This window comes from Mycobacterium sp. URHB0021, from assembly GCF_054057895.1.
Map to the genome: position 1 here is coordinate 538,860 of NZ_JBSRZT010000002.1, position 20,343 is coordinate 559,202.

Annotated in this window: 21 protein-coding genes; 14 read left to right on the forward strand and 7 right to left on the reverse strand. The window is 66.2% G+C overall.

The window, feature by feature from the left end; translation table 11 throughout:
* Positions 1-25: 25 nt before the first annotated feature.
* Together ACVWWN_RS04705 and ACVWWN_RS04710 are read right to left on the reverse strand one after the other, a co-directional pair.
* Entirely contained in the window at positions 26-871 is an 846-nt protein-coding gene (locus ACVWWN_RS04705) for an ABC transporter permease (protein ID WP_457142856.1), read from the reverse strand.
* Positions 868-1,740 (reverse strand): ABC transporter ATP-binding protein, encoded by an 873-nt coding sequence (locus tag ACVWWN_RS04710; RefSeq protein ID WP_457142857.1) that lies wholly within the window; start codon positions 1,738-1,740, stop codon positions 868-870. Before ACVWWN_RS04710 ends, ACVWWN_RS04705 begins: the two co-directional genes overlap by 4 nt.
* Positions 1,741-1,922: 182 nt before the next feature.
* Between ACVWWN_RS04710 and ACVWWN_RS04715 the strand changes: the two genes are divergently transcribed.
* The 6 genes from ACVWWN_RS04715 (at position 1,923) to ACVWWN_RS04740 (ending at position 8,360) form a co-directional block, all read left to right on the forward strand.
* A complete protein-coding gene (locus tag ACVWWN_RS04715) occupies positions 1,923-2,849 on the forward strand; it encodes an ABC transporter substrate-binding protein (protein ID WP_457142858.1) in 927 nt (308 codons plus the stop codon).
* A 104-nt stretch (positions 2,850-2,953) separates the two neighbouring features.
* A complete protein-coding gene (locus ACVWWN_RS04720; protein ID WP_457142859.1) occupies positions 2,954-4,003 on the forward strand; it encodes a LacI family DNA-binding transcriptional regulator in 1,050 nt (349 codons plus the stop codon).
* Positions 4,004-4,170: 167 nt separating this feature from the next.
* On the forward strand, positions 4,171-5,118 hold the full coding sequence (locus tag ACVWWN_RS04725) for an NAD(P)-dependent oxidoreductase (protein ID WP_457142860.1): 948 nt from the start codon (positions 4,171-4,173) through the stop codon (positions 5,116-5,118).
* Positions 5,111-6,358, forward strand: a complete 1,248-nt coding sequence (locus ACVWWN_RS04730) for a M24 family metallopeptidase (protein WP_457142861.1) — start codon at positions 5,111-5,113, stop codon at positions 6,356-6,358. The genes ACVWWN_RS04725 and ACVWWN_RS04730 overlap by 8 nt, the downstream gene beginning before the upstream one ends.
* A gap of 46 nt (positions 6,359-6,404) precedes the next feature.
* Entirely contained in the window at positions 6,405-6,929 is a 525-nt protein-coding gene (locus tag ACVWWN_RS04735; RefSeq protein WP_457142862.1) for a VOC family protein, read from the forward strand.
* Between the two features lie 54 nt (positions 6,930-6,983).
* Positions 6,984-8,360 carry an NADP-dependent succinic semialdehyde dehydrogenase gene (locus tag ACVWWN_RS04740; RefSeq protein ID WP_457142863.1) on the forward strand — a complete coding sequence of 459 codons (1,377 nt, stop codon included), beginning with the start codon at positions 6,984-6,986 and terminating at the stop codon, positions 8,358-8,360.
* Positions 8,361-8,367: 7 nt separating this feature from the next.
* Here the strand turns inward: ACVWWN_RS04740 and ACVWWN_RS04745 are convergent, their stop codons facing one another.
* The 4 genes from ACVWWN_RS04745 to ACVWWN_RS04760 form a co-directional block, all read right to left on the reverse strand.
* Positions 8,368-8,595, reverse strand: coding sequence for a hypothetical protein (locus ACVWWN_RS04745; RefSeq protein WP_457142864.1), 228 nt, complete (start codon positions 8,593-8,595; stop codon positions 8,368-8,370).
* 4 nt (positions 8,596-8,599) lie between these two features.
* Entirely contained in the window at positions 8,600-9,700 is a 1,101-nt protein-coding gene (locus ACVWWN_RS04750) for a C45 family autoproteolytic acyltransferase/hydolase (RefSeq protein WP_457142865.1), read from the reverse strand.
* 298 nt (positions 9,701-9,998) lie between these two features.
* A complete protein-coding gene (locus ACVWWN_RS04755; protein ID WP_457142866.1) occupies positions 9,999-10,445 on the reverse strand; it encodes a hypothetical protein in 447 nt (148 codons plus the stop codon).
* A gap of 174 nt (positions 10,446-10,619) precedes the next feature.
* Positions 10,620-11,783: a DmpA family aminopeptidase gene (locus ACVWWN_RS04760; RefSeq protein ID WP_457142867.1), complete on the reverse strand. Its 1,164-nt coding sequence runs from the start codon at positions 11,781-11,783 to the stop codon at positions 10,620-10,622.
* Between the two features lie 362 nt (positions 11,784-12,145).
* On the opposite strand from ACVWWN_RS04760, the gene ACVWWN_RS04765 reads away from it, so the two are divergent.
* Entirely contained in the window at positions 12,146-12,760 is a 615-nt protein-coding gene (locus tag ACVWWN_RS04765) for a TetR/AcrR family transcriptional regulator (RefSeq protein WP_457142868.1), read from the forward strand.
* 22 nt (positions 12,761-12,782) lie between these two features.
* Here the strand turns inward: ACVWWN_RS04765 and ACVWWN_RS04770 are convergent, their stop codons facing one another.
* Positions 12,783-13,610 carry an IclR family transcriptional regulator gene (locus tag ACVWWN_RS04770; protein ID WP_457142869.1) on the reverse strand — a complete coding sequence of 276 codons (828 nt, stop codon included), beginning with the start codon at positions 13,608-13,610 and terminating at the stop codon, positions 12,783-12,785.
* A 133-nt stretch (positions 13,611-13,743) separates the two neighbouring features.
* Here ACVWWN_RS04770 and ACVWWN_RS04775 point away from each other — a divergent pair, with 133 nt between their 5' ends.
* Genes ACVWWN_RS04775 through ACVWWN_RS04805 form a run of 7 tightly spaced genes read left to right on the forward strand, consistent with a single transcriptional unit; the run spans position 13,744 to position 20,343 of the window.
* Positions 13,744-15,057, forward strand: a complete 1,314-nt coding sequence (locus tag ACVWWN_RS04775; protein ID WP_457142870.1) for an SLC13 family permease — start codon at positions 13,744-13,746, stop codon at positions 15,055-15,057.
* 4 nt (positions 15,058-15,061) lie between these two features.
* Positions 15,062-16,135 (forward strand): CoA transferase, encoded by a 1,074-nt coding sequence (locus tag ACVWWN_RS04780; protein ID WP_457142871.1) that lies wholly within the window; start codon positions 15,062-15,064, stop codon positions 16,133-16,135.
* Positions 16,132-17,349: a CaiB/BaiF CoA transferase family protein gene (locus ACVWWN_RS04785; protein WP_457142872.1), complete on the forward strand. Its 1,218-nt coding sequence runs from the start codon at positions 16,132-16,134 to the stop codon at positions 17,347-17,349. Before ACVWWN_RS04780 ends, ACVWWN_RS04785 begins: the two co-directional genes overlap by 4 nt.
* A gap of 1 nt (position 17,350) precedes the next feature.
* Complete coding sequence (locus ACVWWN_RS04790) at positions 17,351-18,154, forward strand: enoyl-CoA hydratase/isomerase family protein (protein ID WP_457142873.1); 804 nt, start codon at positions 17,351-17,353, stop codon at positions 18,152-18,154.
* Between the two features lie 23 nt (positions 18,155-18,177).
* Positions 18,178-18,603 carry a Zn-ribbon domain-containing OB-fold protein gene (locus ACVWWN_RS04795; RefSeq protein ID WP_457142874.1) on the forward strand — a complete coding sequence of 142 codons (426 nt, stop codon included), beginning with the start codon at positions 18,178-18,180 and terminating at the stop codon, positions 18,601-18,603.
* Complete coding sequence (locus ACVWWN_RS04800) at positions 18,600-19,751, forward strand: thiolase family protein (RefSeq protein ID WP_457142875.1); 1,152 nt, start codon at positions 18,600-18,602, stop codon at positions 19,749-19,751. The genes ACVWWN_RS04795 and ACVWWN_RS04800 overlap by 4 nt, the downstream gene beginning before the upstream one ends.
* Before the next feature lie 10 nt (positions 19,752-19,761).
* Complete coding sequence (locus ACVWWN_RS04805) at positions 19,762-20,343, forward strand: hypothetical protein (protein ID WP_457142876.1); 582 nt, start codon at positions 19,762-19,764, stop codon at positions 20,341-20,343.

Below are 20,343 nucleotides of genomic sequence, written 5' to 3' on the forward strand. Positions count from 1 at the left end.
CCTTGTTGTGTGAATCTTCTGGCGACTACGCGCGTGCAAAGTCCCGCCAGGGCGCTGCCCGGCGTTCGATCCACCGCATGCCCTGCACGAGCCCCACCGAGATGACGGCGAGCAGCAGCAGGGTGGCGTACATCATCGGCGCATCGAACTGGTCGCCTGCGCGATCGAGCAGGAAGCCCAGTCCCTGTCCTCCGCCGCCCAGCAACTCTCCGATCAGCATCCCCACCAGCCCACGGGCGATGCCTTGGTTGATGCCGCTGATGACGAACGGCAGCGTGAACGGCAAGATCACCTTGACGTACAGCTGCAATTCGTTCGTGCCGAAGATCCGACCGGCCCGCACGAGTGACGGATCGACGGTCTTCACCCCCTCCATGCAGTTGACCATCATGGGGAAGACCGCTGACAGCACGATGATGGTGAGCTGCATCGAGTTACCGAAACCCAGCACGAGGATCAGCAGGGGAATGAGCGCGACGCGCGGCAACGCGGTCATCGCCCACACGTAGGGACTGAGGACCAGGTCGATGATCCGCACGCCGCCCATCAACAGGCCGAGCGGGATGCCGATCGCCGCGGCGATCAACATGCCGATGGCGAAGTTCTGGACGCTGTGGAGCAGTTGCGGTCCGATCACGCCATCGACGAAACCGTGGTACATCGCCGAGAACATGTCGGTGGCCTTGGGGAAGAACAGCGGATTGATGATCCCGGACAGCGCGATCAGCTGCCAGATCACGAAGAACACCGTCAGGTTGACCACCGTGATGATCAGGCTTCGGAACTGTGACCACCTGCTGCGCGTGATCGACTCGGTGACGGCGGCCGAATCGGAGGATGGGTCTGTCGTCGGAAGTGTGCCCGTGCTCATCGATCCCCTCCACCAGTCTTGGCTCCCAGTGCCTGTGCTTGGAGCTGGCTCCAGATGTGTTCGCGCAACTCGCCGAACCGCGCACTGCGCTTCACACCCTCATCGAAGCGGGACCTCGGCAGGTCGACGTCGACGATCTCCTTGACCCGGCCCGGCCGGTTCGACACCACGACGACCCGGTCCGCGAGCGTCAGTGCCTCGTCGATCGAGTGGGTGATGAAGAAGACGGTCTGTCCCGTCTCGGCGATGATCTTCTCGAACTCGGCCTGCATCGCCTCACGCGTCATGGCGTCGACGGCTCCGAACGGCTCGTCCATCAACAAGATTTCGGGTTCCGACACCAGGGCGCGGGCGATCCCGACCCGCTGACGCATTCCACCAGAGAGCTCGTAAGGAAGCGACTTCTCGAAGCCGGTGAGACCCACCATGTCAAGAGCACGGGCGATGCGCTCCCGGGAGGCCTCCCGCGACGGGCGGGGGTGCCTGTTCTCCAGCGCGAATCTGACGTTGGTGTAGACACTGCGCCACGGCAGCACCGCGTAGTCCTGGAACACCATCGCGCGATCCGGTCCGGGTCCGTCGACGATCTTCCCGCCGACTCGGATCGATCCCTCCAGCGGTTTCATGAAGCCGGCGATCATGTTGATCAGCGTGGTCTTGCCGCAACCGGACGGCCCGACGATGGCGAGGAACTCACCGGGATACACGTCCAGGAACACGTCCCTCAGCGCAATCAGACGCGTCTTCTGCCGCTTGTTCTCATATCCGGCGGACACGCCTCGAATCTCGATCAGCGGGGCCGGGGTCGCCGCCGGGTCGGCGACCTGTGGTCGCGGGCGATGGCTCACCGAGGGAACAGCCTGATTCATGTACTCCCAACCTCTGCCGTCGCGCGATCATCCGAGCTGCAATCGTTTGCCTTATCCTGCGATGTGACGTGGGTCATGTCAATGGCCGCTCCGAAGATGAGTCACTCACCGCGACGAACACGCTGTTGGCGAGCGCCGCCAGCCATCTACAAACGATTGCAGCTATGGCTACCATGACCCCCATGACACGAGGTGAGTTGAGCATAGGAACGTTCACGCCGTCGCTGCTGCTGGACATCGCTCGCTCGACGGGACGATTGGACCGTGCCGGGCTCGAGGTCACCGAAACCCCGGTGCCCTCATCGCCGGCACAGTTCCGCTCGCTCGAAGCCGGCGAGTTCGACGTGGTGATGACGAGCCCGGACAACGTTCTTGCCTATCGGTTCCTGAGCGCGAACCCGCTCGGACGCAACCTGCCGGTGGAAATTCTCGCGGCAATCGATCGGGGCCTCGGCTTGTCGTTGTGCCTGGGCCCGTCGGTGATGGACGTCGCAGATGTCCGGGATCGCGTGGTCGGCGTCGACGTGCCGCAGTCCGGGTTCGCCTTCGTGGCGTTCGCGCTCCTGGAACATGCCGGGCTGAACCGGGACGACTACGCGGTCGAGTCGTTGGGGTCTACCCCGCGGCGCGCTGAGGCATTGACGGCGGGGGCGTGCGCGGCCACGGTCCTCAATGCAGGAAACGAGTTGCGGGCCGGCGCAGCGGGGTGCCGCGTCGTCAGCACAGTCACCGACATCGGACCTTATCTCGGTACGGTGATGGCCGCGCTGCCGACCGACGACCCGATGGCAGACGATCGACGAAAGCGTCTGGCGGAGGCGGTTATCGACACCGCCGCCGATATCGTGACCGGCCGACTGGCGCGAGAAGTAGTCGAGGCTGCGGGACGGTTGTTGGGGTTGGGAGACCGCGAAGCGGCAGCACATCACGAGGTCCTGCTCGATCGCAGACACGGCCTGATCGCCGACGGCCAAGTCGACGAAGCGTCGATCAACACGCTCATCGATCTGCGTCGTCGGCACAGCCCGAGCCCGGACCTGGACACAGTGGCGTCCGCATGGCCGGCGATGTTCACGGAAGCTGCCCTGGGCGCACACCATCGCGCATGACATGAGCGGTCGGATTCGCTGGAAATATTGCACCTGTCCAGGGCGAACCCCATCATGGACGGGAGGCTGCATCCGATTGCAGCAACGGAGGGGAGTGGGGGTCTGTGCAAAGGGCCACGCTGCGTGAGGTCGCGGTGATGGCAGGCGTCCATCCGGCCACCGCCTCACGGGCCTTGAACGAGCAAACCGCGGGCATGGTCAATGCCGAGACGGCTGCCCGGATCAAAAAGATCGCCGCCAAGATCGGCTACTCGCCGAACCCGATTGCCCGCAGCCTCAAGACGTCCCGGTCGGCCAGCATCGGCCTGGTGATCCCCGATCTGACCAACCCGCTGTTTCCGCCCATCGTGCGCGGGATCGAGGACGTGCTGCGGCCCATCGGCTACAACGCCTGGATCGTGAACACCGACAGCCGACCGGACGTGGAGAAGGCGGCGGTCGAGTCGTTCCGCCAGCGCAACGTCGAAGGGTTCGTGTTCGCGACCGCACACCTCGAGCATCCGCTGCTCGACGAACTCGCGGCGGCGTCGACGCCGATGGTGCTGGTCAACCGGCGTAGCGCCAGCTCGGAAATCTCATCGGTCACCCCCGATGACGCGGCGGGCATCGCGATGGCGATGCAACACCTCGTCGACCTGGGACACACGAAGATCGTGCACCTTGCCGGGCCACAGGATCTCTCGACCGGCGTCAACCGGCGTCGCGCATTCAATTCGACCGTGGCGGATCTCGGTCTCCCGGCCGAGAACTCGCGGACGGTCGTTTGCGAGGAGTGGTCAGAGCAGGCGGGCGCGAAAGGCATGCGGACGCTGTTGGACTCCGGTCCGGAATTCACCGCGGTCCTCGCCGGTAACGACTTGCTTGCCCTGGGCGTCTACGACGCCCTGATCGAAAGGGGCTTGCGCTGCCCCGATGACATCAGCGTGGTCGGCTTCAACGACATACCGTTCATGGACAAGGTGTCACCGCCCATGACGACCGTGCGCATCCCCCACTACGAGGTCGGCACCGAAGCCGCGCGAATGTTGCTCGAAGTGCTCTCCAACCCGAACCGTCACCCGCGGTCGCTGTTGCTCCCGTTGACGATGGTCATCCGGTCCTCGACCGGGCCGGTCCCGAGAACTCGCGCCGGCGCCGGGGGCCGCTCGCGTTGACACGGTGCTTCGCAAACCGCCGTCGCGATGCATCCTGCAACCGTTTGCCACGCCCGGTCGATATGGGCGGGCCCGACTCGATAGCGGCGCGGCCAATGTCGCGGTGTTGACTTGAACTTGGCCGGACGGCAGGATTGCAACCGATTGCAGTCGAGTTGGGAGATGGAATGGGAGACATCGAGAAGACCACGAGCGTCGGGTGGATCGGCGCCGGGCGGATGGGTTATGCGCTCATCGAACGCCTCTTGGACGCCGGTTACGACGTATCCGTCTACAACCGCACCCGGTCCAAGGCGGAGCCACTGGCCGAGCGGGGCGCCAAGCTCGTCGACACCGCTGCGCAACTGGCCGATCGTGACGTCGTCTTCGTCATGGTCGCTGCCTCCGACGACCTCGAGCAGGTGACCGTCGGCGAGGATGGGCTTCTCACCGCCGACGCGTCACCTCAGATCATCGTCGACTGCTCCACCGTCTCCGCGGCTGTCTCCGAGAAGATCCGCGGTCTGGCCGCCGACCGGGGAACCACACTTCTGGCTGCGCCGGTCAGCGGGAACCCCAAGGTCGTCAGGTCGGGCAAGCTCACGATGGCGATTTCGGGGCCGCGTGAGGCCTACGAGCGCGCCGAGCCCGTCCTGCGCCTCCTCGGCCGGGGGGTGACCTACGTCGGCGAGGGCGAGGTCGCCCGTCTCGTCAAGATCTGCCACAACGTCTTTCTCGGCGTGGTCGCCCAATCCCTCGCCGAGATCACCGTGCTCGCCGAGCAGGGTGGCACGAGCCGGCAGGCGTTTCTGGAGTTTCTCAACAACTCGGTCATGGGATCGGTCTTCACCCGGTACAAATCGCCGGCATTGGTGAACCTCGACTTCTCGCCGACATTCACCAATGTCTTGCTGCGCAAGGACTTTGACCTCGGCCTGGAAGCCGCCCGCGAGTTCGGCGTGCCGATGCCGGTCGCCGCGCTGACCGCCGAGATGGTGTCGTCGGCGATCGGTGCGGGTCACACCAGCGAGGACTTCGCGACATTGCTGCTGGAACAGGCCCGACGCTCGGGAGTGGAGCTCGTCTCCGAGCAGGCCGACGTCGACGACGGGCTCGGGACCGACGCGGATGGGTGAACCACGACCTCTTCCGGCGCCGGGGCACATGGGTGTCGACTACGAAGAGCGCGTCGACTTCGCCCGGCTCCGTGAGTATCGGCTTGGTCGCGCGAAGACGGCACTGGAGTCGAGCGAGTGCGGCGCGTTCCTGCTGTTCGACTTCTACAACATCCGCTACACCACCCAGACCTGGATCGGCGGCGCCCTCGGCGACAAGATGACCCGATACGCGTTGCTCACGCGCACGGCCGACGACCCATGGTTGTGGGATTTCGGCTCGGCGGTGCGCCACCACAAGATCTACTCGAACTGGCTGCCCGACGAGAACTGTCGCCCCGGCATGCTCGGGATGCGCGGTGCCGTCGCGCCGTCGGCCGGCCTCATGGTGTCGGCTGTCCGCGAGATCAAAGGAATTCTAAGGGACGCCGGCCTGAGCGACGTCCCGGTCGGCGTTGACATCGTCGAGCCCGCGTTCCTGTTCGAGATGCAGCGACAGGGGCTGACGGTCGTCGACTGCCAGCAGCGCATGCTCGACGCGCGGGAGATCAAGTCCGCCGACGAGATCATGCTGCTCACCCAGGCGGCGGCGATGGTCGACGGCGTTTATCAGGACATCGTCGAGGTCCTCAAGCCGGGCATCCGGGAGAACGAGATCGTCGCGCTGGTCAACCAGCGGCTGTACGCCATGGGATCGGATCAGGTGGAGGCCGTCAATGCGATCAGCGGGGAGCGGTGCAATCCCCATCCGCACAACTTCACCGACCGGTTGATCCGGCCGGGCGACCAGGCCTTCTTCGACATCATTCACAGCTTCAACGGCTACCGCACCTGCTACTACCGGACCTTCGCCGTGGGCAGCGCCACGTCGAGTCAGCGCGACGCCTACACCAAGGCCCGTGAGTGGATGGACGCCTCGATCGGGATGGTCCGGCCCGGCGTGGGCACCGACGAAATCGCCGCAGTCTGGCCGAAGGCCACCGAGTTCGGCTTCGACAACGAACTGGCCGCCTTCGGACTGCAATTCGGGCACGGGCTCGGGCTCGGGCTACACGAACGCCCGATCATCTCGCGGCTCAACTCGATGACCGAGCCGATCGAGCTGAAGGAGGGAATGGTCTTCGCCCTCGAGACCTACTGCCCGGCCTCGGACGGTTACTCGGCCGCGCGCATCGAGGAAGAGGTGGTCGTGACGGCCGACGGGCCGCGGATCCTGACGTTGTTCCCAGCACAGGAACTCGTCATCGCCAACAAGTACTGATCCCCGCCGGCTACCGGTGTCGGATCCGACTGTGCGGGGAGGCTGCATGGCGCTACCAGGGCTGGTGGGCACGGATCACGTCGGATTCACCGTGCCCGACTTGGAGGAGGCCCACGACTTCTTCGTCCGTGTGCTGGGTTGCACGCACGTCTACACGCTCGGGCCGTACCAGCACGACGATGACTGGATGCGCGAACATCTCAACGTCCATCCGCGCACCGTGATGCGGCAGCTGCGGTTTTACCGGTGCGGCACGGGAGCCAACTTCGAGGTGTTCGAGTACGAGCCGGCCGACGGCCAGGCGACCATTCCGCGCAACAGCGACATCGGCGGCCATCACCTGGCGTTCTACGTCCACGATCTCGATGCTGCCGTCGATTACCTTCGGGCCGAGGGCATCCGGGTGCTGGGCGAGCCGACGGCCAGTAGTAATGCCAGCGCGGGTCAGCGTTGGGTCTACTTCCTGAGCCCGTGGGGCATGCAGTTCGAACTGGTGAGCTTCCCGAACGGCAAAGCGTATGAGAAGGACGCCGAGGTGTTGCTCTGGAATCCGAACGACCCGATGCTGTGACGCTGTAGCGGAACGGCTGAGTAGCATCGACATTTGAAGAAGGGACCCGCTCATATGGCAATCGCAACCGTCAACCCGGCCACCGGTGAGACCGTCGAGACCTTTGCACCACACGACAACGCCGAAGTGGTGCGCCGCATCGCAGAAGCCGCCGATGCCGCTGTTACGTTGCGGCATACCACATTCGCACAACGCGCCGAGTGGATGAATGCCACCGCCGACATCGTGGAGGCCGATGTGGATCGTGCCGCCCGGATGCTCACCCTGGAGATGGGCAAGCCCATCGGTCAGGCCCGCGCCGAGGTACTCAAGTGCGCGAAGAACATGCGTTTCTATGCCGAGCATGCAGAGTCCTTCCTTGCCGACGAACCACTGGCCGACCCCTCCACCGTGACGGCATCACAGGCCTGGACGGTATGGCAGCCGCTCGGCGTCGTACTGGCCGTGATGCCGTGGAATTACCCACTGTGGCAAGTCATCCGGTTCGCCGCGCCAGCGCTGATGGCCGGCAACACCGGACTGCTCAAGCACGCGTCGAATGTGCCGCAGTCCGCGCTGTACCTGGACACCCTTTTCGAGAAGGGCGGCTTCCCTTCTGGATCATTTCGCACGCTGCTCATCGGCTCGGCCGACGTCGCAGGGGTGATCTCCGACGACCGCGTCAAGGCGGTCACCTTGACCGGCTCGGAACCAGCGGGCCGCTCCGTCGCGTCCACGGCCGGTGGGCAGATCAAGAAGGCGGTGCTTGAACTGGGCGGATCCGATCCCTTCATCGTGATGCCCAGCGCTGATCTCGAGGCGGCTGCCACGGTGGCGGTCAAGGCCAGGGTTTCCAACAACGGTCAATCCTGCATCGCTGCAAAGCGTTTCATCGTGCACGCCGATATCTATGATGAGTTCGCGCGCCTGTTCGTCGCGAAGCTGGAGGCCCTGGTCGTGGGTGATCCGATGGATGAGGCCACCGACGTCGGGCCCTTGGCCACTGCAGCCGGCCGCGACGACCTCGCCGAACTGGTCGATGATGCGGTGGCAAAGGGTGCCAAGGTGCTCACCGGCGGAGGCGCTCCCGAGGGGCCCGGTTGGTTTTACTCGCCCACGGTGCTGGCCGGGCTCACCGATGACATGCGGGTGGTGATGGAGGAGGCGTTCGGACCCGTCGCCTGCCTGTACCGGGTCTCCGATCGCGACGAGGCCGTCCGGGTGGCCAATCAGACGACCTTCGGTCTGAGCTCGGCTGTTTGGAGCGCCGAAGCGGCGGAACAGGATTGGTTTGTCCGGCGCCTTGACGCAGGTGCGGTGTTCCTCAACGGTATGACGGTGTCCTACCCTGAGTTGCCGTTCGGCGGTATCAAGGACTCTGGTTACGGCCGCGAGCTGGCGGCCGCGGGAATCCGCGAGTTCTGCAACCTCAAGACGGTCTGGAAGGCCTGAGCGCGCTTCAGTGGTGCCAGCGCTCCCAGGCGGCCTGTCTGGTGGTGCCTGCGCGATCGGCAACCCTGCTCCAGGATTGGGTCGTCGCCAGGGTGCGGGCCGAAATGCCCAGGCATTCACCGACGTACTGACTCAGGCTGAGCAGAATCGCGAAGGCCTCAGGGTCGGTGCTGGTGGCCAGCTCGTCCAGCAGCGCGCGAGTCTCGGTCGCGACGTCGGCCGGTTGTCGACTCATGCGATCACCGAGCCAGGTCGACGGTGCGTACGCCGTCCGGGTCATCGAAGCGGCGCGTCCACGACCTCGTCTCGGGCCAATGCCAGGTGGCGGTTTTGGCGGCCGGCTGGTAGCTGACGGTGTACAGAGTGCCGAAGCCGATGTCGAAGCCGTCGTTGCGCAGCGGTGGTCGCAGCATCGCGGCGACGATGTGCTCGGCCGGGGCGGCATCGGACCGCAACTGCTGCATTCGGGCAAGCCGGCCGACACTGTTGAATCGTGCCGCGGTGCCGGGATATTCGACCAGATCAAGCCGGTGATTGGTGGTCGCTTCGAGGTGGCTCACGACCGCGGGTTGGTCGGGGGCTACGAAGACGGTGGCGTGCCCGCCTGCGGTGTCGACCAGTGCCACGTTGTAGGACTGCGCCACCGGAATCCGTCGGAGAGCGGTGACCGCCTCCTCGACCGTCGCGCACGTCTCGAGGACGTAGCGCAGCACGATGGGTATCCCGAAGCCTTCGCCGTTGTCCGGTCGGCCACCGAAGGTCAGCGAGACCGCGAGACCGTCCCCGTTCATGCCGTCGAGCAGGCCCCAGAGCAGATCGCTGGTCCCGAGTACCTTGCGACGGCCGGAATAATCGGTCGACGCGATGACGCCCTCGAAGAGCGCCTGGTCGTAGTCATAATTGCGGATCAGTGACGGGTTCTCGCCGGGAACGACAACTTGGGAGCAGCCCACGGCGAAGGCGGGCAGCCGCCACATCGACAGCATCTGCGCGGCGAGGACGTCGCCACCAGTGCGGCGGCAGAGCCGCTCCCAGGTGGGTAGGAGTTCGGGTAGATGCCGGGTGAGGGCACGTCGGCACTCTTCCAGCGTGGGCCGGGTAGCCGGCCCCTCCCGGGTGTACCAGCGGCGATAGGCCGGCCAGGTGGCGTCGTACAGTGCTCGCCACCGTGGGCCGGGCTGCGCCTCGCGGTAGGCGTGGACAGTGAGGCTGCGGGGACCGGGCCGGACTGATTCGACCGCTGGAACTGTGGCAGCCCAGCGCAATCCGTAGCTGATCCAGTCCTGCCAGCCGGCGTCGGTCGAGGGCAGCAGGAGATCGTCGGTGGGCAGCGTCGTCATAGGGCACATGCGTCAAGGGTGCCTTGACGCAGCCAATTCGTCAAGTGCACCTTGACGTGAGACCGCAGTGCGGGCTCGGCTGAGTCAGGATCGAGCAGAACAGCCCGACAATGCCTCAGCCGAGCGCGCTGCGGCCGCAGAATGAATCCCGCGGCCTCTGGCTGATTCGCGGTGGCGGGAATGATGTCGCGGAGCATGGCCCGTCCTGGTCCGATGACTTGGCGCGGCGGTGCGTCACGTCATTGAGCGGGTAGCCGGGGGAGAGGTCCGACCACGCTGCGAATCGCCTGGCAAGCGGCTATGCGGCGGGAGCCGTCGACGGAAGGGTGGCCGGTGACGTGGCGGGCCGCTGACGGCGATCATCGCGAACAATCCGCCGGCTGAGCATTCGGTCGTCCCGCTTGCTCAGAGAACGGCTTTTTTCCATCAGGTCGTCCAGCTGTTGCCAGCTGAGCCCGTCGAGGTCGCCGTCCGAGTCATGTGTGGCGACGACTATGCAGCCACGAAGCAGTGGCACCGTCTTCGCCGTGAAGTTGGTTGTCGCCAAGAGTAATTCAGTGGCGCTGCGGTTGGCGCGGCGTTGGCACCGCTGCGCTGAGGGGGTGAACCAGAAGTCGTACTGCCGGTCGGTGCTCGTCAAACAAACGAGCCCTCGGTCGTGCACGAGTTCGGCGATGTCGGCCTTGCTGTAGGCCCGTGTTTCATAAACGGCGCCACGGGGGCTGAAGTACAGGACGGTATTCATTCAAATGGTCCATTCGTCTCTTTCATTGCGGATGGGAGTGGGTCGGCCTCACCGACCACTGTTAATGAAGTTACCCATGTGACAGATGGGATAAACATCGATAACGATGCCGACACGGCGGTTTGACCAGTGGACTTACCTGAAGGACCACGTCCGTCGCCGCCATAGGAGTGCTCAGGAGGCGCTTCCCAGCAGCAGCGCGACCACGTCGCGAGGCATCGCAGGCGATCTGTGAGAATCGCGTCCGATCATCGTTTCGTTCACCACCAGAGCATTGAGGACCGCCTCCTCGACGGCGTAGACGGTGGCCGCGTAGAACGCGTCGATGCGGTTCCACGGCAGATGCCGCGCCGTGTAGATCTCCTCGCTCGAGGGCTCGCCGCTGGGAAACCCGGTGCGTGATGGACCGTCGTCGGAGGTGGAGAATGCGAGAAACAGGTCACCACTGAACAGACTGCCCGTGGTGCCCGTCCGGGCCAGGCCGAGCGGAACCCGCCGAGCCATACCCGTGCACTGTGCCGGATTCAGCGGCGCGTCAGTGGCCACCACGACGATGACCGATCCGGCGCCGCCCGGGGCACGGAGATCCTGCTCCAGCCAATCGGCGTCCTCCATCGGATTCTCGACGGTCATCAGCTGCCCGACCGGTGTGCCGGTGATGGTCAGCTCTTCCCGTGAGCCGAAGTTGGCCTGCACGAACACCCCAACGGTGAACGTGGTGTCCCCGAAGGGCACGAGACGAGACGAGGTGCCGTTACCGCCTTTGAAGCCATAGCAATTCATCCCCGTGCCGCCACCGACCGACCCTTCCTCGAGAGCACCGCCGCCAGCCGCATCGAGCGCCTGCCGCGCCACCGCCGGAGTCACGTGACCGCCGTTGATGTCGTTGAGGTAGCCGTCCCAGGTCTCGGCGCACACCGGTAGCAGCCACTGGCGGGCCAGCCGGGGATGAGTTGCGTTCATCCACTCGATCACCCCGGTGTGGCAAGCGCCGATAGCATGGGTGTTCGAAATCATGATGGGCAGGGACAACTCCCCGACTTCGTCGATCCAGGCCGATCCCGTCATCTCCCCGTTGCCGTTGAGGCTGAAGCGACCGGCCGTACAGGGGTTTCCGACTCCGTCTCGGCCTCGCGGGAGGATGGCGGTCACTCCGGTGCGAACGGGACCCCGGCCCACTGTGAGCGCGCCGTCACCCTGGATGAGCGTCGCGTAACCGACCTCCACGCCGGCGACGTCGGTGATGGCGTTGAGCAGACCCGGGGTTCCACGCAGCGGGACGCCGAGCTCGCGGGCGCGGGGCCGACTCGTTGTCACGTGCGGATCTTTCTCGTCCATAGAGGCAACGATGCATCATGCGCGGCGCCGATGTTCGAACCGGCCACGGTCGGGCAGTGTCGTCGACTGTTGCGCGGATTGCCCGGAGCTGTCGACGCCGCGCGGTCGCGGTGATGTCATCGAGTCCAGCGCCGACGTTGCAGATCGACAACCTCTGCAACCGAGCATTTTTCAAGCGTCGTGAACGCCGCCGTTCACCTCATGTGCGTCTTGATCAGATCGCGGGCCCAAAACGGTGCGGTACGGTACAGTTTCGAAGACGCCAAGTGGAAACGGCCGCTGAATGCGTTAGGTCAGGTAGCGGCGTCGAGCCAAGCGCCGCCGCCGCTCGGTCATGTCCACCGCGCCTGGAAAGGTTGCCCGTGTCTTCCGACTCGACGCCCATCACGACCCGGTCGGCCGCGTCGCGGTGGACCGCGCGGGAGGCGGAGTTGTTGGCGGTGACACTGCGGCTGTTGCAGCAGCACGGATACGACAGGTTGACCGTCGAAGCGGTGGCCAACGAGGCGAAGTCGAGCAAGGCCACCATCTATCGCCGATGGCCGTCGAAGGTCGAGTTGGTGCTGGCGGCGTTCATCGAGGGCACGTGTGTGGAACTGGTGCCGCCCTGCACCGGATCATTGCGAAGCGACCTCCTACACATCGGCGCCGCGGTGTGTGAGCACGCCCGAAGACACGCCAGCACGATGAGCGCGGTCATGACGGAGATCTCTCACAGCCCCGCGCTGAGTGCGGCTCTGCAGGACGAGTTCGTCCACCAGCGCAAGCTGCTGATCACCGAAGTGCTCGCCGACGCCGCCGGCCGTGGTGAAATCGACGCTGCGGCGATACACGACGAACTCTGGGATGTACTGCCGGGATATCTGGTGTTCCGTTCGTTGATTCCCGGGCGTCCACCGACGGAGGATACGGTCCGCGCACTGGTGGACGACGTGCTGATGCCCAGCCTGACCCGTACCCGCATCGCGGCTCGCTAGCGCCGGCTGTACAGCTGCCGCCTCACCTGGCCGGCCTGTCGTCGGCGCTGCGTGAGGCCTCCAATTCCGCAACTTCGGCCGCGGAAGGATGCTCGAGCATTGTGCCGGTCGCGCCCAGCTGTCCGGAGATGGCCGCTCCGGTGTGGAGCATCTCGGCCAGCACGAACGGAAGCCGGTCGGCCGAAAGCCGCCCTCGCGGGGCGGAGATGTGCACGGCGGCGTTGACCACACCCGTCGCGTCGAAGATCGGTGCGGCCAGGCCGACGATGCCCTCCACGCTTTCACCGTCGCTCACGCTGTAACCTCGGTCGCGGATGACGTCCAATTCCCGCGACAACGCTTCAGAGCTGGTCAGGGTGAACGGTGTCAGCCGTTCGAACTCGTCTGATGCCAGCATCTGGGCCTCCAGATCGGCGTTGAACGCGCTGAAGAGCTTTCCGATGCTGGACCCGTGCAGCGGTCTGGAGCCGCCGAGTTTCATGACCACCGACAGGTTCTGGCCCGCCTCGTAGCGGTCGGCGTACGTGACCGTATTACCGCTGCGCACAGCGAGATACGTGTTCTCGTTCACCGTCTCGCACAGTTGAGTGAGGAATGGCCGACTGACCTGTCGCAGGTCGACCGAGTCGACGATCGACAACGCCATCACCAACGACCGCGGTCCCAGCACATAGGTCTTCTGGTCCTGCTGTCGGACCGCGTCGAGTTCGACGAGCGATGACACCAGGTCGTGGGCGCTGCTCATGGGCATGCGCAGGTGTTCGCACATCGGTTTGAGGGAGCTGCCCTCCTGGTGCTGCGCAAGGTACTCGAGGATGCGGAGCGCGCGGTCGAGTCGGGCTGCGTTCACGGCTTCCATCGTGCCACGCATTCTCGAAGTCGATTTCGCACTTCTGAAATTAAGGGTTGACGCTTCGCCGCTCACGCCTTTACTCTTCGAAATATCGAAGTTCACATCGAGAACACGAAGTCAGGGGAAGCCGATGTCGCCACATCTCATTGCGATCCTGGTTCTGGCCGGCATCTTCCTGCTGGGCACCGTTCGCTCGGTCAACTTGGGAGTCCTCGCCCTGGTCGCCGCATTCGGCGTCGGAATCTGGGTGTTCGGCGTCGACGACCTCGACGTGCTCGAGGGTTTTCCGGCGAACCTCTTCGTGATCCTCGTCGGCGTGACGTACCTGTTCGCCATCGCGAAGCGCAACGGCACGGTCGACTGGCTGGTCCAGCGGTCGGTGTGGGCAGTCCGAGGCAGGGTCGCCGCTCTGCCATGGGTGATGTTCCTGATCAGCGGCGTTCTCGTGGCGGTCGGAGCACTCAGTCCCGCCGCCGTGGCGATCATCGCCCCGATCGGCATGGCCTTCGCCGCGCGCTACGGCATCAACCCGCTGCTGATGGGGCTGATGGTCATTCACGGTTCGGCGGCGGGAAACTTCTCGCCGCTGGGCGTACTCGGGATGATCACCAACGGGATCGTCGACCGCAGCATCCTTCCGGGCAGTCCGCTCGGGATCTTCATCGCGAACGCGTTGTTCAACGTCGCGTTGGGGGTCGTCATCTACCTCGCGTTCGGCGGTCTGCGCCTGATCCGCGAGGGCGCCCGCTGCTCCGACGTCGACGTCAGCGATCCGCCGGCGGCAGGGGTTTCCTCCGCCACGGCCGGCGCCGTCACGCTGAAGTCGAGGGTCGCCGCCCAAACGCCGACCCAGCGTCGCGAACGGGTCGCCACGCTGGTGGGCTTGGCGGTGCTGGCCGTCGGTTCGCTCGGCTTCGACCTCGATATCGGTCTGACCGCGATGACGATCGCGGCCGCGCTGGCCCTGCTGTCACCGGCGACCGCCAAGAGCGCGATCGCCGACGTCAGCTGGGGCGTGGTGATGCTGATCTGCGGGATCGTCACCTACGTCGGACTGCTCGAAGCGGCGGGCACCGTCGATTTCATCGGCCACGGGATCGCCTCGGTATCTGCGCCTCTCCTGGCCGCGCTGATCCTCCTCTATGTCGGCGCAGTCGTCTCCGCCTTCGCATCGACGACGGCCATCCTCGGCGCCCTGATACCACTGGCGGTGCCGCTGCTGGTGGCCGCCGAAATCGGCGCCGTCGCACTGGTCATGGCCCTGTCGATCTCGGCTTCGGTGGTCGACTCGAGTCCGTTCTCCACCAACGGCGCACTCGTCGTGGCCAACGCGCCCCGCGGCCGGGAAGTCGCGGTCTACCGCAGTCTGATGATCTGGGGTTTCAGCCTCGTCGCCGCTACGCCGTTGCTGACCTGGGCGATCTTCGTCCTACCGGGCTGGTGACCCGATGACCGATCACAGCGCGCCTCTCGTCGGCGTCCGAGTCGCCGATATCACCACGACCTTGGGCGAGTACACCGGCCGGCTGCTGGCCGACCTCGGCGCCGAGGTCATCCGCATCGAGGACCCGACCGCAGCCCGGTCCCATCGACGGTCATTCATGAACGCCGGCAAGACGATCGAGCATGACACCGAGCTGGCCGACCTGCTCGCCGACGCCCAGCTCCTGATCACCAGCGAAGGACCCGCCGCACTGCGGCGGCGCGGATTGGACCCCGCCGAGGTGGGACGCCGATACCCGTTGCTGGTCCATGTGGCGATCAGTCCCTTCGGGATGACGGGCCCGTACGCCGACCGGCCGGCAAGCGATCTGACCCTGCTGGCCGCGGGCGGACTATTGGCACTCGCGGGCGAACCCGACCGAGAACCCGTGCGCGCGTGGGGAGAACAAACAGCGGTGATCGCCGGTGTTCACGGCGCCACCGCCGCGTTGATCGCACTTGAAGTCCTGGAAACCGAAGCTCGGGGCCAGTTGGTCGACCTGTCGGTGCAGGAGGCGGTGGCGCACTCGGTCGAGAACGCCGTGCAGTACCTCGACCTGGAGAACGTGGTTCGGCGCCGGGCGGGCGCCGGGCCGCAGGAGGCGGGAACCGGACTGTTCAAGTGTGCCGACGGATGGATCTACTTGGTGGGTGGCCTCGGCGGAAGCCCGTTGGCCTGGACCGCCATCCAGGACTGGCTGATGGAGGGCGGCGTCCCGGCAGCCGAACTCAGCGACGATTGCTGGCAGCAGCCGCAGTGGCGCCGCGCCCCCCAGGCCTGTGCACAGTTCCGCGGGCTCTTCGAGGAATTCGCGGCATCGCAGACCAAGGCGGAATTATTCAGGTCCGGACAGAAGCGCGGTATCAGCGTCGCGCCGGTGGCCACGCCCGCCGACCTGCTCTGCGATCCACAACTCGTCGCGCGCAACTACTTCCGGGTGGTCGACGTGGCCGGCGTGCAGGCGACCCTGCCGGGTGCGCCGTACCGATTCGCCACCTCGGACGTGGGACCGAGGCCGAGCCGAGGAGACCGGTCATGAGCACGAGACTTCCGCTGGAGGGGATCCGGGTCGCCGACTTCTCGTGGGTAGGTGCTGGACCGTTCCTCACCAAACCCCTGGCAGACCACGGCGCCGACGTGGTGAAGGTGGAGTCGCGTACCCGGGTCGACCCGATCCGGTCCATGGCACCGTTCCAGGGCGGAGTCAAAGACATCGAGCGCAGCGGCTACTTCGCCAACCGCAACTCCAGCAAGCGGTCGATCAGCCTCAATCTCAAGGACTCCCGCGGACGGGAACTGGCGCTGAGGCTCATCACCGTCAGCGACGTCGTGGTCAACAACTTCAGTCCGGGCACCATGGACAGGCTCGGCCTGGGATACGGCGCGGCTCGCGCCGTGCGCCCCGACGTGGTGTATCTCGAGATGCCGATGATGGGCACGACGGGTCCGTACCGGGACTGCCGGGGGTACGGCTTGACCATCGCCGCGGCCGGTGGGCTGCTCGGCCTCACTGGCTACGCCGGAGGGTTGCCCGTCGGCACCGGAACCAACTACCCCGACCACGTCCCCAATCCGCTGCACGGCGCGGTGGCCGTGCTGGCGGCGTTGCGAAAGCGGCGGCGCACCGGACAGGGGGAATACATCGAACTCGCACAACTCGAGTCGACCGTCAACGCGATCGGCCCGGCCATCGTCGCAGCCGCCGCCGGGGACCACGTCGGCCCGGTCGGAAACGCCGACCCGGTCGCCGCGCCGCACGGCGTCTATCCGTGCGCAGATGTGGATCGCTGGTGCGCTATCGCGGTTCACGGCGACGACGGTTGGGCTGCAACACGTTCCGTGCTCGACTCGGCCGATTGGGCCGAGCACCGGGAGTTGGACAGCGTCGAGGGGCGGCGACGGTCCCGCCCGCTTCTGGACCGGCTGGTTGCGCGGGCGACCCGCCGCTGGGACGCCACGCAACTGGCCACCGCGCTGACCGGTCGGGGGGTCGCGGCCTCGGCCGTCCAACACGCCGACGACCTGCTGGGTGACGAACAGCTGCGGGCGCGGCAGCACTGGGTGACTCTCGACCATCCGGTGATGGGGCGAACGATCTACGACGGCAGCCCCTACCGGCTCTCCGCGACACCGGGGCACCTTCGCTCCCCGGCACCTGTTCTCGGCGCTGACAGCCGAGACGTCTGTACCCGACTGCTCGGCATCACCGGGCACACCTATGACGAATTGGAACAGCAGAAAGTGGTGGGCTGAAATGGCCATCGAGACCGAACGCATCGACCGGACCCTGGTGGTGCGGATCAACCGCCCCGAGGCGCTCAACGCCCTCGACGCCGAGTCGATGATCGCGTTGAACACGGTCATGCGGGAATTCCGGGACGACCCGGCCCTTTTCGTTGCGGTCATCACGGGCGTGGGTGAGCGGGCATTCTGCACGGGCGCCGACCTCAAACGCACCTCGCCGTCGGATGTGGGTTTCGCCGAGACGTACTTTGCGCCCTACCACGACAGCGTGCGCTCGGGCCTCTACGTGAGGGCGCTCACCCTCTCCGAACTGAACATCCCCAAACCGATCATCGCCGCGGTCAACGGTCATGCCCTCGGCGGCGGCGCTGAGATCGCCCTGGACTGCGACATCCGAATCGCCGGCGAGTCGGCGACATTCGGCCTGCCCGAGGCGCGGTGGGCGAGCGTGCCTGCCGTCGGCGGCGTGTCGAAGATCCTGCGGGCGGTGCCGCGGGCGGTGGCCATGCAGATGCTGCTCACCGGCGACCGGATCGACGCCGCCGAGGCACATCGGGTTGGGCTGGTGAGCGAGGTGTTGCCGTCCGCCGGCTTGCTCGACCGGGCACTGGAGATCGCCGCGCGCATCGCCGACAACGGGCCACTCGCCGTTCGCAGCATCAAGACTCTGGCCACCCGCACCGAGGACCTGCCGCTGAGCCGGTCGGTGGAACTCGAACAGCTGCTGTGGGGGGTCCTCCGCGACACCCACGACCGCGTCGAGGGCCGAGCCGCTTTCGCGGAGCGCCGCACCCCCGAATACCAGGGTCGCTGACCCGAACACGAAAAGGATTGATGATGAGAACAATTGATTGCTCAGCGTCTTCGGCCGGCGCGGTCGTCGGGGCCGAGCACTTCGTCACCGACGGCACCCGGGTGATACTGCGGGTGACGCGGTGCCGGGCGTGCGGCAGCTCATGGTTTCCCGCGCGGGCGCAGTGCTCGAACTGCGCGTCACGGGATCTCGCCGCGGAACTGACTTCCGACGAGGGAACCGCGTACGCCAGCACCGTCGTCCGGGCCGGCCCGGACCGGTATCCCGCGCCCTACACGCTGGCGTATGTCGATGTGGACGGTGTGCGCTTGTTGGTACACGCCGTATCGGAGGAGGCATTGCCCCCGGGCACACCCGTCGATCTGGTGCTTGCTCCGATCGGCACCGGCGACGACGGCCCCATGATGTCGTACGCCGTCGCTGTAAAGCCGGCGAGAGGTGCGCGATGACAGCGACACGGGACGTGTTCGTCGCCGGAGCCGCCGTGCACCCGTTCGGCAAGTACCGCGACAAGCCGGCCGACGAACTCGGCTACCTGGCGGTCAGCGACCTGATCGCGATGACAGGGGTGAATCCCGCACAGGTCGATATCGGTTTCGGCGGCTCCGTCTACGGTGGTTCACTGCTGGCCCAGCGGGTCCTGCAACGTGTCGGCGTCTCGGGCCAGCCGGTGTTCACCATCGAGAATGCTTGTGCCAGTGGAGCATCGGCGGTACACCTGGCATGGCAGTCGGTGGCTTCCGGTGCGGCGGACTGCGCGGTCGCGTTCGGCGCGGAGAACCTGTCGTCGTTCGGTGGCGGCACGCTGCCGTTGACCACCGCGGACATCGAGATAGACCAGGGGATGGTCATGCCCGCGGCCTACGCCATGCGTGCCCAGCGTTATCTGCATGACTGGGGCGCCTCGGCCGACGACCTCACCGCCGTCTCGGTGAAGAACCGGGCCAACGGCGCCGACAATCCGCGAGCGCACTTCCAGAGCCCCGTGACGACAGAGGATGTGGACAATTCACGTCCGATCGCAGATCCGTTGCGACTCATGCACTGCTGCCCCAACAGCGACGGCGCCGCGGCGGTCCTGCTGTGCACCGGTGACGTGGCGGCGCGACTCGATGTCCGACCGGTCCGGCTGGCGGCCAGCGTGGTGCGCTCCGGCCGGTTCTCGACCGGATACCGCGATATGACGTGGCCGGACATCACCGAGCGGGCATCCCAGGCGGCGTACGCGCGATCCGGTTACGGCCCACATGATCTGGACATAGTGGAGTTGCACGACGCGTTCGCCGTCGCCGAGTTGCTGCACGCCGAAGCACTGGGCATCGCCGAACGGGGCAAAGCGCACACCGAACTCGCCGCCGGTGCGTTTTGCCGCGACGGCCGGGTGGCGGTCAGCCCCAGTGGCGGCCTGTTGTCACGGGGGCATCCGGTGGGCGCGACGGGCGTAGCGCAGATCTGCGAAACCTACTGGCAGTTGACCGGCCAGGCGGACCGGCTGCAGGTTCCGGGCGCTCAGATCGGCCTGACACACGTGACCGGAGGCGGCATCTTCGGGGTGGACAACGGCGCCTGCTCGGTCCACATCCTCAGCAATCGGTAGGAGGGCCGTCATGCCATCAGCACCCGTCCTGGTGTTCTCCCAGGGAGATGACGCGGTTACCGCCGCGGTGGTGGACGCTCTCGGCCGGGACGGCTGGACCACAGTCGTCGCCCGCGAACAGCACGCACCCATACTGGCCACCGGCACGTTCGAGGGCGTGGTGTACGTGCCCGGTCTCCTCACCGACGGCGGCCGGTCCGCCGATCCGGCGGCCACCCTCGTGGACCTGGTGGAGGCGCTCGGGCCGCAGCTGCCCTCCAGGGAGGACGGCGGGGCGAGAGTGGTCGCCGTCGGAAGCCGGGATTGGCTTGGCTGGCCCGCCAGGCCGAGGGTGGCGGCGCAGGCCGCCGGGCTGATCGCCGCCGTGCGCAGCCTCGCGCTGGCCCACGGCAAGGCGGGCATCACCGTCAACGCCGTGATCGGCGTCCCCGCCATCGACGACGGGCCGCGACCGCTGACCGGTGAGCCGGTCGGCGCCGCGGAGATCGCGGCCTCTGTGGCGTTCTTCCTCGACCCGCGGAGTGCGTACATCACCGGCCAGAGCCTGCACTGCTGCGGTGGTGCCAGCCTGCTGTCGAGCATGTCCGTCTGA

Bases quoted from the DNA above. Each gene is read 5' to 3' on its own strand.
- ACVWWN_RS04805 (WP_457142876.1), top strand. From the start codon at position 19,762: ATGCCATCAGCACCCGTCCTGGTGTTCTCCCAGGGAGATGACGCGGTT.
- ACVWWN_RS04740 (WP_457142863.1), top strand. From the start codon at position 6,984: ATGGCAATCGCAACCGTCAACCCGGCCACCGGTGAGACCGTCGAGACC.
- ACVWWN_RS04755 (WP_457142866.1), bottom strand. From the start codon at position 10,445: ATGAATACCGTCCTGTACTTCAGCCCCCGTGGCGCCGTTTATGAAACA.
- ACVWWN_RS04750 (WP_457142865.1), bottom strand. From the start codon at position 9,700: ATGACGACGCTGCCCACCGACGATCTCCTGCTGCCCTCGACCGACGCC.
- ACVWWN_RS04745 (WP_457142864.1), bottom strand. From the start codon at position 8,595: ATGAGTCGACAACCGGCCGACGTCGCGACCGAGACTCGCGCGCTGCTG.
- ACVWWN_RS04785 (WP_457142872.1), top strand. From the start codon at position 16,132: ATGAGCACGAGACTTCCGCTGGAGGGGATCCGGGTCGCCGACTTCTCG.
- ACVWWN_RS04775 (WP_457142870.1), top strand. From the start codon at position 13,744: ATGTCGCCACATCTCATTGCGATCCTGGTTCTGGCCGGCATCTTCCTG.
- ACVWWN_RS04735 (WP_457142862.1), top strand. From the start codon at position 6,405: ATGGCGCTACCAGGGCTGGTGGGCACGGATCACGTCGGATTCACCGTG.
- ACVWWN_RS04715 (WP_457142858.1), top strand. From the start codon at position 1,923: ATGACACGAGGTGAGTTGAGCATAGGAACGTTCACGCCGTCGCTGCTG.
- ACVWWN_RS04760 (WP_457142867.1), bottom strand. From the start codon at position 11,783: ATGGACGAGAAAGATCCGCACGTGACAACGAGTCGGCCCCGCGCCCGC.
- ACVWWN_RS04710 (WP_457142857.1), bottom strand. From the start codon at position 1,740: ATGAATCAGGCTGTTCCCTCGGTGAGCCATCGCCCGCGACCACAGGTC.
- ACVWWN_RS04725 (WP_457142860.1), top strand. From the start codon at position 4,171: ATGGGAGACATCGAGAAGACCACGAGCGTCGGGTGGATCGGCGCCGGG.
- ACVWWN_RS04790 (WP_457142873.1), top strand. From the start codon at position 17,351: ATGGCCATCGAGACCGAACGCATCGACCGGACCCTGGTGGTGCGGATC.
- ACVWWN_RS04730 (WP_457142861.1), top strand. From the start codon at position 5,111: ATGGGTGAACCACGACCTCTTCCGGCGCCGGGGCACATGGGTGTCGAC.
- ACVWWN_RS04795 (WP_457142874.1), top strand. From the start codon at position 18,178: ATGAGAACAATTGATTGCTCAGCGTCTTCGGCCGGCGCGGTCGTCGGG.
- ACVWWN_RS04705 (WP_457142856.1), bottom strand. From the start codon at position 871: ATGAGCACGGGCACACTTCCGACGACAGACCCATCCTCCGATTCGGCC.
- ACVWWN_RS04800 (WP_457142875.1), top strand. From the start codon at position 18,600: ATGACAGCGACACGGGACGTGTTCGTCGCCGGAGCCGCCGTGCACCCG.
- ACVWWN_RS04780 (WP_457142871.1), top strand. From the start codon at position 15,062: ATGACCGATCACAGCGCGCCTCTCGTCGGCGTCCGAGTCGCCGATATC.